Source organism: Mycolicibacterium pallens, assembly GCF_019456675.1.
Lineage (GTDB): Bacteria > Actinomycetota > Actinomycetes > Mycobacteriales > Mycobacteriaceae > Mycobacterium > Mycobacterium crocinum.
On record NZ_CP080333.1, the window covers coordinates 5,060,514 to 5,075,515 of the forward strand.

The window sequence follows — 15,002 nt, forward strand, 5'->3', positions numbered from 1 at the left end:
TGGGCGTCCTCCTATGACTGGCGTGGGGTGCGAAACGCGAGGGTCTTGGTCTCCAGGTACTGACCGAAACCCTCGATGCCGCACTGGCGTCCGACGCCGCTGCTCTTGTAGCCCCCGAACGGTGCGTCGGCACCGTAGAACATTCCCCCGTTGACCCCAATGGAGCCGGTTCGGATCCGGCGCGCCACAGCGGTGCCCCGCTCGAGCGAGCCCGAGAGCACCGCACCGGCCAGCCCGTAGGCGCTGTCGTTGGCGATGCGGATGGCCTCCTCGTCGTCGCGGAACGGCAGCACCACCAGAACGGGGCCGAAGATTTCCTGCTGAGCGATCGCAGACCGCGGGTCGACGCCGATGATCACGGTCGGCTGAACGAAGTGTCCGCCGGCGAGGTAATCCGGTACGTCCTCGAAACTGTCTCCCCCGACGAGGATTTCGGCGCCGTCTCGACGGGCTTGGTCACATGCGTCGAGCACCCGCTTCTTCTGCGCGGCACTGACGACCGGGCCGACGAATGTTCCCGGCAGCGCCGGGTCACCCACCGGCACGGCCTGATACGCGGCGGTGATGGCGGCCAACGCCTCGGGGTAGAGGGATTCGTGGATCACCAGCCGGGTGGTCAACGCGCAGGCCTGCCCGGCGTGCACGCACACCCCGACCGCACCACCGACGATGTGGGCGGGATTGGCATCGTCGAGGACGATCAGCGCAGACTTGCCGCCCAGCTCCAGGAGCATTCGCTTCATGGTGTCGGCGCCGTCGCGCATCAATTGCTTGCCGACGGCGGTGGATCCGGTGAATGACACCAGATCCACCCGCGGGTCGGTGGCCAGCAGACCGGCGACAGCGTTGTCGGGGGTGGGAACCACATTGAGCACGCCGGGCGGGATGTCGGTCTGTTCGGCGACGAGCCGCCCGATGCGGGTGGCGTTCCACGGGGTGTTGGGGTCCGGCTTGAGGACGACGGTGTTGCCGGTGGCCAGCGCGGGGCCGAGTTTGTTGAGGATGACTTCGATCGGGTAGTTCGACGGCGTGATGGCGGCGACCACGCCGACCGGTTCTTTGACGACGGTGCGCACGTTGCGGTCGCCGAACAGCCTGCCGCCGTCGAGCGTTCGCTCCCAATCGAATTCGTCGATCAGCCGGCTCGGATAGCGCAGCGAGTCGGCCAGCGGCCACTCCAGCTGGGCGTCACCGGTCGACATCACCGGGCAGCCGACCTCCGCGACGAGTTCCTCGCGCAGGTCTTCCTTCTCGGATTCCAGCGCGGACTGCAGCTGGGCCAGGCAGCGCTTGCGCAGCTCGCGGTTCGTGGACCAGTCGGTGTCGTCGAACGCACGCCGGGCCGCGGCGATCGCGCGGTCCATATCGGCGGCACTAGCCGCCGCGGTGACTCCGAGCACGCGGCCGGTGGCCGGGCTGCGGTTGTCGAACTCCGCGCCGTCGACCGACGCGCACAACTTTCCGTCGATGAGCATTCGCGACTCGGCCCGTTCGGCCGCGCGCAAGCCCAGCTCGACGCTCGTATCGTGCTCGCCCACCCGGGCACCACCTTCTGTTCTGGGACGGTCAACTGTAAAGGTTACAGTAGCAATCAATGTGTGTGGCGGCCCGATTCCCTGGCCCCCAGTGGCCGGGGTATGAGAATGTGGTTACCACGGCCGGGCGAAAGGAATGATCTTGATCAAGGTGATGGACGGCATCCGGGTACTGGAGGTCGCGCAATTCACGTTCGTTCCGGCGGCCGGGGCGATCCTGGCCGACTGGGGCGCCGACGTCATCAAGGTCGAGCACCCAGTGCGCGGCGACACCCAGCGCGGCTTCATCAACATGGGTGGTTTCCAGCTCGACCCCAACCGCCACCCGCTGATCGAACATCCCAACCGCGGCAAGCGCAGCGTCGGCATCGACGTCTCCACCCCGGACGGTCAGGAAGTGCTCTACGAGATCGCCAAGACCGCCGACGTCTTCCTGACCAACTACATGCCGCAGGCCCGGCAGAAGAACAAGTTCGACGTCGAGCACATCCGCGCGGTGAACCCGAACATCATCTACGCCCGCGGCAGCGCATATGGCGACAAGGGACCCGAGCGCCTCGTCGGCGGCTTCGACGGGACCGCCTTCTGGACCCGCAGCGGCGTCGGCCACGCCCTGACGCCCGAAGAGATCGGTGGCGCTCTGCCGCAAGGCATTCCGGCCTTCGGCGACTCGATCGGCGGGATGAACATCGCCGGCGGCATCTCCGCCGCGCTGTTCCACCGGGAACGCACCGGCGAAGCAGTGGAGATCGACGTGTCGCTGCTGAGCACCGCGTGGTGGGCGGCCGGCGCCAGCGTCACCCAGGGCATGGAGACCGGCGAAACCATGCGGTCGCTGATGCCCGGCACCACGACATCGGTCAACCCGTTCATGGCCAACTACCTGACCTCCGACGGCGGCACGATCAACCTGTGCATCGTCAGCCCGACCGGCTATATCCGCGACACCTGGGAGCATCTCGGTTTGCCCGAGCTCGCCGACGACCCCCGGTTTTCCGACGTGATGCCGCTGATCCAGAACGCCGAGGAAGGGGTGCGGCTCATCACCGAGGCGATCGCGGCCAAGCCGTTCGAGTACTGGCGCCAGCACCTCAAGACGATGAAGGGCCAGTGGGCGCCATTCCAAAGTCTGGTCGATCTGGCCTCCGACGAGCAGGCGATCGCCAACGACATGATCGTCGAGGTGGAGGCTGCCGATGGCGGGGCGCCGTTCAAGGTGGTTCGCGGCCCGGTCCAGTTCAATCACGAACCGCTCGAGACCACCCGCGCACCGCAGGCCAGCGAGCACACCGAACTCGTGCTCATGGAGGTCGGCATCGACTGGGACCGCATCGAGGCGCTCAAGGAGTCCGGCGCGATCGCCTAGCTGGGGACTGACTCGCGGACTCGCTCGACCCGAACCGGGACGCCGGTCAGCCAGGCCATCCCCGACAGCGACTCGACGTCCTCGGGCGCGCTCGACGTCAGCCGGTTGACGTTCGACCCGCCGGCACGATTCGCCAGCTTCCATGTGCCGGTACCCGTATGCCCCCACCCGTGCGGCACGGCGATCACGCCGGTCATCAGGTCCTTGGTGGTGGTCACCTCCAGCGTGATCGCGCCGTACGGCGACGTCACCTGCACCAAATCCCCGTCAGCAATGGCCAATTCGGCCGCGTCGTCCACGTGCATCAGCGCCCGCTGTCCCCGCTCGCCCCGCATCAGCAGCGGCGAATTGTGCATCCAGGAGTTCTCCGAACGTGGCTCGCGCATGCCGATCATCCGCAACGGATAACCCTCGGGATGGCTGCCGCGGCTGAGCTTGTCGACTTCGTCGGCGATACCGGGGTGGACGAGCCGTACCCGGCGCGACACATACGCCACCGCATTGCGCAGCACACCGGTGCGGATGTGCGGGGCCACCACGACACCGTGCGGATGCTCCTCGGTCAGTCGGCGATGCGTGAGTCCACCGCGACGCAGTCCGAACAGGTCCCCACCCTGCGACATCCGGATCAGACCGTCGATCATCATTCGCGGTTTGAGGGACACGCCGAAGCGGCCCAACGCCTTTCGCAGGCCGCCGAAAACGGCGAACGCGCGCACGTCGGGCGCCAACCGGACTGCGAGGTCTTCGACGATGTCCCACTCCGGGCGGGCCTCACCGGCCGGTGCGACCACGGCTTCGGTGGCCTGCCGGAACGGCGTGGCCTGGAAGGCCTGAAACGTGTACGGGAAGTCGTCGCGTTCGTACATTGTGGTCACCGGTAGGATGTAGTCACACCGGCCGGTCGTCTCGGTGACGTAAAAGTCAAGTGCGACAGACAGTTCCAGTGATTCGAAGGCCGCCTCGAGTTCGTCGCCGTTGGGCACCGACAGCACCGGATTGCCCGCCGAGACGAACATCGCTTTGATCTGCCTGTCGCCCGGGGTGGTGATCTCCTTGGCCATCAGCGCGGCCGGTTCCATGGCGACGGCGATGGGGATCCCGCCGACGCGGGACCGGTTGCGATACGACCGGCGCATCGCCAGGCCCATCATCGTGGCCTGCCAGCGTCCCCCGAGGGTCTCCATCGAACTGAACACCGACCCGCCGGGGACATCGAGGTTGCCCGCGACGAGATTCACCGCGTCGATCAGGTATGTGGTGAGGGTGCCGTACCGCCCGACGCACGTGCCGAGCCTGCCGTAGACGGCCGCCCGAGGCTCGCGCACCAGATCCCGCGCCAGCGACCGGACACTGTCCGCATCGATGCCCGTTTGGGCAGCCGTGAACTCGGGGGTGAACCGCGCAGACAGCGCCTGCAACCATTCGACACCGTCGGCGAGCGCCTTCACCTGCGCGGTGTTGACCAGACCTTCGGCGAACATCACCTGCAACAGCGACAGCAGCAGGTAGGAGTCGGCGTCGGGCATGACGGGAAGCCACTCGAACGCCGCCGCCGTCTCGGTGCGGCGCGGATCGACGACGACCACCCGCCCGCCCCGTTTGACGATGTCGTGCATGCGGTCCTTGATCCGCGGCGCGGTCAGGAAACTGCCGTGCGAAACAACGGGATTCGCGCCCATCATGACCAGCAGGTCGGTGCGCGTCAGATCGGGGATCGGCACGGAGGTCGGCGCCCCGTACAGCATCTGGCTGGCGATCAGCCTGCTGTTGGTGTCCTGCGACGACGCGGTGAAGTAGTGACTGTCGCGACCGAGGCCCTTGATGAACATCAGCGCCGCGAAGGTATGCGCGTAGCTGAACGCTCCGGGGTTGCCCATGTACCAGCCGACCGCGCCCGACCCGTTGGCCTTCAGGATCCGGGCCAACCGGGCGGCGATATCCGACAGTGCCGCCTCCCAGCTCACCGGCTCGTACCCATCGGGCGTCTTGCGCAGCGGCGTGGTCACCCGGTCCGGATCGTTCTGCACCTCGGTGAACGCGATGCCCTTCTGGCAGGCGAAACCGGCGGACAGCGGGTGGTCCTTATCCGGGCGCAGTGCCGTCAGCCGGCCGTCCTCGACGGTGGCCACCATGCCGCACAGGGGCTCGCAGATACGGCAGAACGTGGTCTTGTGCTCGATCGTGGAAGCCACAAGCCCACGATACTGTAAGTGTTACAGTTCGTTCGCCTATACGGCGGATCCCGAGAGGACAACCATCGATGAACGATGTCGCCATCATCGGCGTCGGCCTACACCCGTTCGGCCGGCTCGAAGGCAAATCTGCGATGGCCATGGCTGTCGACGCCATCTTCGCCGCCGTCGCCGACGCCGGCATCGAGTGGAAGGACGTCCAGTTCGCCACCGGCGGCAGCTGGACCGTCGCCAACCCCGACGCGATCGTCGGCATGGTCGGACTGACCGGGATCCCGTTCACCAACGTCTTCAACGCCTGCGCGACAGCGGCCAGCGCGGCCAAAGCCTGTGCCGACGGGATCCGGCTGGGTGATTACGACATCGGCATCGCGATCGGTTTGGACAAGCACCCCCGCGGGGCCTTCACCGAGGATCCGGCCCTCGTCGGAATGCCGCGCTGGTACGCCGAGAACGGCCAGTACCTCACCACCCAATTTTTCGGCATGAAGGCCAACCGCTACATCCACGACCACGGTATCTCGGAGGAAACGCTGGCGCGGGTGGCCAACAAGAACCTCCGCAACGGTGTGCTCAACCCGAATGCGTTCCGCCGCAAGGAGATCTCCGTCGAGGACATCATGGCATCGCCGGTGCTGAACTACCCGCTGCGGCAGTACATGTTCTGCGCACCCGACGAAGGCGCCGCAGCCGTCATCATGTGCCGTGCCGACATCGCGCACCGCTACACCTCCAAGCCGGTCTACCTCAAGGCCGTCGAGGTCCGCACCCGCACGTACGGCGCCTACGAGGTCAACACCACGTTCGGCCCTGTCGACGAGGTTGCGGCACCGACGGTGTTCGCGGCCCAGGCCGCATTCGAAAAGGCCGGTGTGTCACCACAAGACGTCGACGTCATCCAGTTGCAGGACACCGACGCCGGCGCGGAGATCATTCACATGGCCGAGTGTGGGTTCTGTGCCGACGGTGATCAGGAGCGGTTGCTGGCCGACGGCGAGACCGAGATCAACGGCTCCATGCCGATCAACACCGACGGCGGCCTGATCGCCAACGGTGAGCCGATCGGCGCATCTGGTTTGCGGCAGATCCACGAGATCGTCCGGCAGTTGCGCGGCGAGGCCGGTGACCGCCAGGTGCCCGGCGAACCGAAGGTCGGTTTCACGCAGCTCTACGGCGCACCGGGCACCGCGGCCGCGACAATCTTGACCCGCTGAACGATGGGGGTTCTCGACGGAGTGCGGGTCCTGGACTACGGCCGGTTCATCGCCGCGCCGTGGTGCAGTGCACTGCTGGCCGACATGGGCGCCGATGTTCTGCGCGTCGAGAAGCGGGAAGGGGGCGAAGACCGCTGGGTGCAGTCGGTCACCGACGGCGGTGAAGGTGGCACCTTTCTGCAGTGCAACCGCAACAAGCGCTCACTGACGCTCGATTCGACGACGCCGGAAGGCGCCGCCATCACCCGGCGGCTGGTGGCCCGATCGGACATCGTGATCGCCAACATGCCCGCCGCCGGCATGCGAGCCAGCGGGCTGGACTACGAATCACTGTGCGCTGTCAAGCCCGACATCATCCTGGCCAGCGCGACCGCGTACGGCGAGGGCGGCCCGTATAGCGACCGAATCGGCTTCGATGGCGCGGGCCAGGTGATGTCCGGTGCGGTGTACCGGCAGGGCCTGCCCGATCTGCCGATCCGCACCGTGGTCCCCCAGGCCGATTTCGGTACCGCCCTCACGCTGACGATCGGGGTGATGATGGCCCTGTACCACCGGAGCCAGACCGGGCAGGGACAACACGTGGAAGGCGCCTTGCTGCCAACGGCTTTGATGCTGTCCAACGCGTTTCTGATCGAACGTGAGCTGCTCGGTGTGGACAAACCCAGGGCGGCAAACCGAGGCACGTCCGTCGCACCGTGCGACCTGTATGAGGTGTCCGACGGGTGGGTCTTGTTGCAGATCGCCGGTCAGCCAATGTTCAAGCGGTGGTGCCGGCTGATCGGTCGGGAGGAGCTGTTCGACGATCCGCGCTTCGCCGACGACGACTCCCGCTGGGAGCACGGCGACTTCCTCAACGACCTGATGCAGCAGTGGTGTTCGGGCAAGACCAAGGCCGAGGCACTCGCCGCGCTTGAAGCGGCGAAACTACCTGCTGCGCCGTTGAATTCGCCGCAGGAAGTGCTCGACGATCCGCACGTGGCGGCGATGGGCTACCTCAAGCGGGTGCCGTTTCCCGGCGCGTCGAAGCCGGTGCCGCTGATCGAGACACCGTTTCGCCTGTCCGCAACGCCGGGCTCGATCCGGCGGCGAGCCCCGTTGCTCGGCGAGCACACCGACGAGGTGCTGGCCGAAATCGGTTACCAGACTTCCGAGATCGCGGCTCTGCGCCGCGACGGCATCATTTGACGAGAGGTACTGCCATGCGTAAAGAGGACATGATCCTGATCAGCGTCGACGACCACATTGTCGAGCCGCCCGATATGTTCAAAAACCACTTGTCGAGGAAGTACATCGACGAGGCTCCTCGGCTGGTGCACAACCCTGATGGGTCGGACTGCTGGCAGTTCCGGGACGTGGTCATCCCGAATGTTGCGTTGAATGCTGTCGCTGGTCGGCCGAAGGAGGAGTACGGGTTGGAGCCGCAGGGTCTCGATGAGATCCGGCCCGGTTGCTACAACGTCGATGAACGTGTGAAGGATATGAACGCCGGGGGCATCCTGGGGTCGATGTGTTTCCCGTCGTTCCCCGGTTTCGCCGGCCGGTTGTTCGCCACCGAAGACGCGGAGTTCTCGCTGGCGTTGGTGCAGGCCTACAACGACTGGCATGTCGAGGAATGGTGCGGGGCCTATCCGGCGCGGTTCATTCCGATGACGCTGCCGGTGATCTGGGACCCGGTGGCCTGCGCCGCGGAGATCCGGCGCAACGCCGCCCGCGGCGTGCACTCGCTGACGTTCACCGAAAACCCGGCCGCCATGGGCTATCCCAGTTTCCACGACTTCGAGCACTGGAAGCCGATGTGGGATGCCCTGGTCGACACCGACACCGTGCTCAACGTCCATATCGGTTCCTCGGGGCGCCTGGCGATCACCGCCCCGGACGCGCCGATGGACGTGATGATCACCCTGCAGCCGATGAACATCGTCCAAGCTGCCGCCGACCTGTTGTGGTCACGGCCGATCAAGGAATACAAAGATCTCAAGATCGCTTTGAGTGAGGGCGGCACCGGCTGGATCCCGTATTTCCTCGAGCGTGCCGATCGCACCTTCGAGATGCACTCGACCTGGACCGGGCAGGACTTCAAGGGCAAGAAGCCCTCGGAGGTGTTCCGCGATCACTTCCTGACCTGTTTCATCTCCGATCACGTCGGGGTGCAACTGCGTAACGACGTCGGCATCGACAACATCTGCTGGGAAGCCGACTACCCCCACTCCGATTCGATGTGGCCCGGCGCCCCCGAACAACTCGACGAGGTCCTGCGCGAACACAACGTGCCCGACGACGAGATCAACAAGATGACCTACGAGAACGCGATGCGCTGGTACCACTGGGACCCGTTCACCCACATCGCGAAGGACCAGGCGAACATCGGCGCGTTACGCAAAGCTGCTGAGGGACACGACGTCTCCATCCAGGCACTGAGCAAGCATGATCACGGCGCATCCGATCCGAACGCTGCGCTCAAGGCGGCGACGGCATCGCAACGGTGATCTAGGAGTGGTGGCGAGTGGCCAATCAGTTGCCCGCCAGACTTGACATCGAACATATGTTCGAATACCGTTAAGACGTGAACGCCGCAACCGCGGAACTCATCCGGATCGCCGAGGAACTGCGCGACCTGGAGCTCGATGATGGTGATGTGCTCAGTGAACTACGGGCAGCACTCGCCGTAGTTCATCTCGCCGATCACCGAGCTGCAATGCTGGCCGGCGCTCTGGCACGTCTGGATGTTGCGGCCCGCGGCGGGAGACGACCGCGAGAAATTTTGATGGCGTTGGGGTGTGCACCGTCGGTGGCCGTGCGGATGCTCCGTGTCGGCGCTGCTGCCGAGACGTTGCCGGTGGTAATGGCCCACGCCGCTGACGGGGCGTTGTCCGGTGAACATGTGGATGCAGTGGTGAAGGGCGCCAACCATATTCGGACACGGTCGGCGGAGCCGGTCGATGAGGACGGCCGGTATCGACATCAGGTCGACCTGTTGGGGCAAGCCCTGTCCGGGGCCACTCCGGCCGAGATCGCTGATCGGGCACGGAAGCTGGGCAACCAGCTCGCCGAGGAGCAGGATGGGTTACCGGCGGCCGAAGACCGCTCGATCAACGAAATCCACTGCGTCAAAACGAGCGAGGGCCGCTGGCGGGTGCGCGGGGATCTGGACGCCGAAGTGGGCGTCAAACTCGCCGCCGCCTTGGAGGAGGGGTCGGCACCACGCCCCGAGCCCGACGGCACACCCGATCTCCGGCCTGCCGAGCGACGCCGCGCCGATGCCCTGGAAGCGGTACTCGACACCGCCTCGCGCGCCGGTGACAGCGCCTCACCGCCGAGCACGCAGCTGTTGTTGACCGTGCCTGCCAACACCCCCGATGCTGCGGAGCTGGAATTCATGGGACCCATCAGCCTCGCCAGCCTGAGCAGGTTGTCCTGCGATACCAGCGTCACCACGATCATCGTGGACGGACACCAGGTTCCCCTATACATGGGGCATGACAAACGCCTATTCCCAGCACATCTGCGCAAAGCGCTGTATCTGCGGGATCGGTGTTGTATCAAGTGCGGTGCCCCTGCCAGCAGGACCCATTGTCACCATATTCAGCACTGGAGCCACCAAGGCGAAACCAGCCTGAACAACGGCTGCCTACTCTGCCCGGGCTGTCACACAGATGTTCACCACAACGGCTGGAACGTCATCCTCGGCTACGACAAACATCCGTGGCTCATCCCGCCCGCAACGGTCGACCGAGAGCGAACACCATTGCCCGCATACAACCGGCGCACCATGCGACTCGACGATGCCGCCTAGCGGTCAACACTGAAAACTACAGTGCACCTTGATAATTCCACAGAGATACGGGGTCAGCTCAACACCTTGACCGGCACGTTGCTCCAGCCGGCGACGTTCTGCATGTTGACTCGCTTGCAGCCGGCGAAGTCGACCTCGAAGCGGGGCATGAAGTCGAGCATCTTGTCCAGTGCGATGGCGCTCTCCAGGCGTGCCAAGGCCGCGCCCAGGCAGCTGTGGATTCCGTAGCCGAGTCCCAGGTTCTGCGCCTGGGTGCGGTCGCGGTCGATGTCGAAACGGTCCGGGTCGGTCCACGCCGCGCCGTCGCGGTTGGCCGATCCGCCGACCAGGAACACCGGCTTGCCTGCCGGAATCGTGACACCGTGCAGGGTGGCCTCGCGCAGCGAGCAGCGCACGTTGTACTGGGCCGGAGCCTCGTAGCGCAGTAGTTCTTCGACGGCCAGCGGAATCTTGCTGCGGTCCTGCTGTAACAGCTGCCACTGGTCGGGGTTCTGTGCGAATACCACCGCCGCATTGCCGATCAGCTTGGTCACTGTCTCTGCGCCGGCTCCACCCAATAGTGTGGCGAATTCGGTGATCTCGATATTGTCCAGCGGCTCCATCTGGCCGTCTTCGCGCTCGATCTCGGCGCCGATGAGCTTGCTCAGCAAGTCGTCGCCGAGGTCATCACGCCGCTTCTTAATCAGGCGGAAGTAGTAGATCGCCATGTCGACGGCGGCCTTTTGGCCCGCCTCGGTCATCTCGACGTCGCCGGTCTCGCGATGCAGCAGCTCGTCGATCCACAGCCGGATCTGCTGGCGGTCGTCGACGGGCACCCCCTGCATGGAGGTCATGACGTCGACCGGGAACAGCGCCGAAAAGTCCTGCACGAAGTCGAATCCGGACGGGTCGACAGCAGCGAGATGCTTCTCGACCAGTTCGGTGACCAGTGCGCGCTGCGCCTCGATTGCCCGAGGAGTGAACACCTTGTTGAGCAGGCTTCGCATCCGCCGGTGCGCGGGTGGGTCCATCGCAATGATCGACCCGTGCTTGGTGACCTCGCCTTTCCGTACCTGACCGAGGTCGACGCCGTACGCCGACGAGAAGGTCTCGAAGTCCTTGAACGCCGCGGCGACATCCTCGTGCCGGGTCAACGCGTAGAAGTCGTACTCCTGGCTGTAATAGACAGGGGCTTCCTCGCGCATCCGGCGGTAGGTGTCGTACGGGCTGACAAAGAAGTCTTCGGAGAACGGGTCGAAGACCACCGCTGTTGTTGTCATGTGGAGGTCGAGACCTTCTTTGCCGGTGGTGAATAGTTCGGCTTGCCCAGTCCGAGGACGTGCTGCGCGATCATGTTGCGGAACACTTCCAGCGTCCCGCCGTAGATGCCGAACAGCGGCGCGAACCGGAAGGCGTATTCGGACGCGCCGTTGTCGGCCGCCCCCTCGGTGCCAACCGGCAACACCGAGGCGGCACCGGCGAGGTCCATCAGATCCGGCGCGATGTCGCGCATGGTCTGGGCCTGCGCGACCCGCCCGAAAATGCTTGGTGTGGACAGGGATGCCTCCAGGCGTGCCGCGCTACGACCGAGGCGGTACGCGACCGCGCCGTCGTCGACCATGCGTCTTCCGCCTGCATCGACCCGCCCCACATGGGCGGCGACCGCGTCGACAGCGGCAGCCATGACGCCGGCCTGGTGCGCCATGATCGAGACGTCCGACAGCCCATCGGCTTCCGTCGGTGCCGCGCCGTGTTCGGCATCGAGTGGCCCGCGCAGCACGGTCCAGCCGTTGTTGGCCTCGCCGAGCAGATACTTGTCGTCTACGCGCACATCGGTGTAGTACACGATGTTCGTGCGGTCACCGTCGACGGTGCGGATGCCCTGGATCTCGATCCCCGGTGTGTCCAACGGCACCAGAAACATGCTGAGGCTCTTGTGTTTTGCCGCGCTCGGATCGCTGTTGGTCAGCAGGAACACGTATTGGCAGTTGTGCGCACCGGTGGTGAACATCTTCGAGCCTTTGATCACCCATTGGTCGCCGTCTCGAACAGCGCGGGTTTTGCAGGTCGCCACGTCCGAACCACCTTCAGGTTCGGTGTAGCCCAGGCACATTCGGGCGGTGCCGTCGAACACCCTCGGCATGACCTCGGCGACCAGGTCCGGTTTGCCGAACGCGGCGACCGCCCGGGCCACCATCACGGTGGTCCCCCACGTCACCCACGGCACGTGCGCCCGCCGACGCTCGAGGTCCCAGATCCGGCGCTGCACGCGGCTGAATCCCTCGTCGGTGCCCGTCTTGTACTCCTTCTCCAGCAGTCCGCGGGCGCCGAGCGCCAGGTGCACGCCTTCGTCGAAGTTGTCCCCCGTCTGACGGTCCCGCAGAATGACCTCCTCGGTGACGATCTCTGACAGGAATGCCCGCAGTTCTCGTTGAAAGGCCGCGTCTTCGGCGCTCAGGTCGACTTCGGTGAAATCCATCGCAGCTCCTTAAGACGGGACCGCCAGCACCGGCGGGTTGAGCGCGGCCGGGTCCGGGTTGGCCAGTGGCAGACCCATGAACCGGCGGGCGTTGTCGCCCATGAAGTCGTAGGTCCGTCGTTCGTCCATGCCTTCGGCGTACTTCCAGAAACCGCGGGGCTCGGCCAGGCCCTCCGGGTGGGGGTAGTCCGAACCGAACAGCACCTTGTCCCAGCCGACGGTGTTCACCACATCCGAGACGCTGCCCTCCCAGAACGGGCTGACCCAGATGTTGCGCCGGAACACGTCGTGGGGATGTTCCGGGAAGTTCTGCGGCATCTTCCTGTAGAGATCTTCGAAGTCGTTGAACAGTGGGAGGATCCACGAGCTGCCGTTCTCGACGCTCGCGATCCGCAGCCGCGGGAACCGGGTCAGCGTGCCGTGACAGATCAAGCTGGTGATCATGTCGGCAATCTCGCGGTGGCCCAGCACCATCCACCGGAACGCGCTCATCGCCATGAAGTTCTGCGTGTACGGCGGCTCCCACTTACCGACGTAGTCATCGAGCGGCGGATAGCTGGCGTGCAGCACGATCGGCAGGCCGGCGGCCTCGACGTCGCGCCAGAACGGATCGAACTCCGGCAGCGCCGGTGAACGCCAGCCGTGCACACCGCGGACGGGGCCCGGCTTGACCAACGCCACCGCCGCACCCTGGGACAGGATGTACTCGAGTTCCCGTTGCGCGCCTGCGACCTCGGAGAGGTTGATGATCGGTGTGGAGAACAACCGTTCCTCATAGACGTACGACCAGTGCTCGGCCATCCACTGATTGAGGGCATGGATGATGGCCAGCGTGAGCTCCGGATCGTCGGCCGACGAGTGCTCGACGAGGCTCGCCAACGTCGGATAATTGAGCGCCTCGACGACACCCTGACGGTCTAGCTCGGCGATCCGGTCCGCCGGGTTCTTGGTGGCGGCTGGCGCTTCGATTGCGGCGCCCTGCATTTCGCGAAGTGTCAAGCCTTCGGTGTTTTCCCCGGCGAAGAACTTCTCGTGCGCACCCGGCGCGGCGACCCGTTCGAATGTGGGGTTCGGGATGAAATCGCTGACCCGGTTATTGATGACGAGCCGGGTCTGCCTGCCTATCTGCGCGTACTGCACCGCATACCGGTAGCGCTCGGGCAGGTACCGGGTGAGCGCTTCGGGTGTCTCGTACATGTGCTGATCGGCGTCAAAAATCGGGACGTCGCGCAACTGTGCGTCGGTCATGACACCTTCTTCGCTTGCGGTGCGTACGCGGGCTTGCCCAGCCCCAGCACGTACTGCCCGATCATGTTGCGGAACACCTCCAGCGTTCCGCCGTAGATTCCCGACAGCGGCGCGAACCGGTACACGTATTCCGATGCCCCGTCGTCGGCGGCTCCCTCGGTCTCCACCGGAAGCGTTGCCGCCGCGCCCAATACATCCATCAGATCCGGCGAGATGTCGCGCATCGTCTGGGCGATGGCCACCCGGCCGTACAGACTCTGCGAGCTCAGCGCGACTTCCATCCGGGCGGCGCTGCGGCCGAGCCGGTAGGCCACCGCGCCGTCGTCGACCGCACGCCGGCCGTTCGGGCCGGTACGGCCAACGTTGGCGGCCACCTTGTCGACGGCGGTGGCCATGAAGTTGGCCTGGTGCATCATGATCGACACGTCGGCCAACCCGTCGGCGGCGGCCGCCACCGCACCGTGCTCGACATTGAGTGGTTCCCGCAGCACCGTCCAGCCACCGTTGACCTCACCGAGGCGGTACTTGTCGTCGACACGGACATCGCTGTAATAGACGATGTTCGTCCGGTCACCGTCGACCGTGCGCAGGCCCTGGATCTCGATACCCGGCAGATCCAACGGGACCAGAAACATGGTGAGGCTCTTGTGCTTCTGCGCGTCCGGATCGGTGTTGGTGATCAGGAAGACGTACTGGCAGTTGTGCGCCCCGGTGGTGAACATCTTGGAGCCGTTGATCACCCACTGGTCGCCATCGCGCACGCCACGGGTCTTGCAGGTGGCCACATCCGAGCCGCCTTCGGGTTCGGTATAACCGAGGCACAGCCGGACCTGCCCGGTGAACACTCCTGGCAGCACTTCGGCTTTGAGCTCCTCGGAACCGAAGGTGTCGACCGAACGCGCCACCATTGAGGTGGTGCCCCAGGTCACCCACGGGACATGAAACCGTCGCTTCTCCAACTCCCAGATCCGCCGGCGAACTCGGGTGAAGCCACCGTCGGATTCCGGCTTCCACTCGGCCTCGAGGTAGCCGGCCGCGCCCAGTGCCAGATGCACACCCTCGTGGAAGTTGTCACCGGTCTCCCGGTCATGCTTGATCACCTCATCGGTGATGTGTGTCGTCAGGAAGCCCCGCACCTCCTCGAGGAAGTCCTGGTCCTCGTCGGACAGCGCCACGTGTGAGAAATCCATTGT

At 65.3% G+C, this 15,002-nt stretch carries 11 protein-coding genes; 5 read left to right on the plus strand and 6 right to left on the minus strand.

Annotated features, from left to right (window positions below; all coding sequences use genetic code 11):
- Window positions 1-11: 11 nt before the first annotated feature.
- The gene (locus tag K0O64_RS24650) at window positions 12-1,475 is read right to left on the minus strand and encodes an aldehyde dehydrogenase family protein (RefSeq protein ID WP_096313009.1); all 1,464 of its coding nucleotides are present in this window, start codon (window positions 1,473-1,475) and stop codon (window positions 12-14) included.
- 214 nt (window positions 1,476-1,689) lie between these two features.
- Between K0O64_RS24650 and K0O64_RS24655 the strand changes: the two genes are divergently transcribed.
- The gene (locus K0O64_RS24655) at window positions 1,690-2,901 is read left to right on the plus strand and encodes a CaiB/BaiF CoA transferase family protein (RefSeq protein WP_071950306.1); all 1,212 of its coding nucleotides are present in this window, start codon (window positions 1,690-1,692) and stop codon (window positions 2,899-2,901) included.
- Here K0O64_RS24655 and K0O64_RS24660 read toward each other — a convergent pair.
- Window positions 2,898-5,096, minus strand: coding sequence for a molybdopterin-containing oxidoreductase family protein (locus tag K0O64_RS24660; RefSeq protein ID WP_071949187.1), 2,199 nt, complete (start codon window positions 5,094-5,096; stop codon window positions 2,898-2,900). The two genes, K0O64_RS24655 and K0O64_RS24660, sit on opposite strands and share 4 nt — an antisense overlap.
- A 68-nt stretch (window positions 5,097-5,164) precedes the next feature.
- Between K0O64_RS24660 and K0O64_RS24665 the strand changes: the two genes are divergently transcribed.
- From K0O64_RS24665 to K0O64_RS24680, 4 genes are all read left to right on the plus strand, one after another.
- Window positions 5,165-6,310, plus strand: coding sequence for a thiolase family protein (locus K0O64_RS24665; protein WP_071949186.1), 1,146 nt, complete (start codon window positions 5,165-5,167; stop codon window positions 6,308-6,310).
- A gap of 3 nt (window positions 6,311-6,313) precedes the next feature.
- Window positions 6,314-7,495 carry a CaiB/BaiF CoA transferase family protein gene (locus K0O64_RS24670; RefSeq protein WP_071949185.1) on the plus strand — a complete coding sequence of 394 codons (1,182 nt, stop codon included), beginning with the start codon at window positions 6,314-6,316 and terminating at the stop codon, window positions 7,493-7,495.
- Window positions 7,496-7,509: 14 nt separating this feature from the next.
- Window positions 7,510-8,796 (plus strand): amidohydrolase family protein, encoded by a 1,287-nt coding sequence (locus K0O64_RS24675; RefSeq protein WP_071949184.1) that lies wholly within the window; start codon window positions 7,510-7,512, stop codon window positions 8,794-8,796.
- Between the two features lie 77 nt (window positions 8,797-8,873).
- Window positions 8,874-10,103 (plus strand): HNH endonuclease, encoded by a 1,230-nt coding sequence (locus K0O64_RS24680; protein ID WP_071949183.1) that lies wholly within the window; start codon window positions 8,874-8,876, stop codon window positions 10,101-10,103.
- Between the two features lie 53 nt (window positions 10,104-10,156).
- On the opposite strand, the gene K0O64_RS24685 is transcribed toward K0O64_RS24680, so the two are convergent.
- The 4 genes from K0O64_RS24685 to K0O64_RS24700 are packed head-to-tail and all read right to left on the minus strand — an operon-like array spanning window position 10,157 to window position 14,999.
- Window positions 10,157-11,362, minus strand: a complete 1,206-nt coding sequence (locus tag K0O64_RS24685) for a cytochrome P450 (RefSeq protein WP_071949182.1) — start codon at window positions 11,360-11,362, stop codon at window positions 10,157-10,159.
- Window positions 11,359-12,561, minus strand: coding sequence for an acyl-CoA dehydrogenase family protein (locus K0O64_RS24690; protein ID WP_071949181.1), 1,203 nt, complete (start codon window positions 12,559-12,561; stop codon window positions 11,359-11,361). Before K0O64_RS24690 ends, K0O64_RS24685 begins: the two co-directional genes overlap by 4 nt.
- Window positions 12,562-12,570: 9 nt before the next feature.
- On the minus strand, window positions 12,571-13,809 hold the full coding sequence (locus K0O64_RS24695; RefSeq protein ID WP_071949180.1) for an amidohydrolase family protein: 1,239 nt from the start codon (window positions 13,807-13,809) through the stop codon (window positions 12,571-12,573).
- Window positions 13,806-14,999: an acyl-CoA dehydrogenase family protein gene (locus K0O64_RS24700; RefSeq protein ID WP_096312273.1), complete on the minus strand. Its 1,194-nt coding sequence runs from the start codon at window positions 14,997-14,999 to the stop codon at window positions 13,806-13,808. Before K0O64_RS24700 ends, K0O64_RS24695 begins: the two co-directional genes overlap by 4 nt.
- Between the last annotated feature and the right edge of the window lie 3 nt (window positions 15,000-15,002).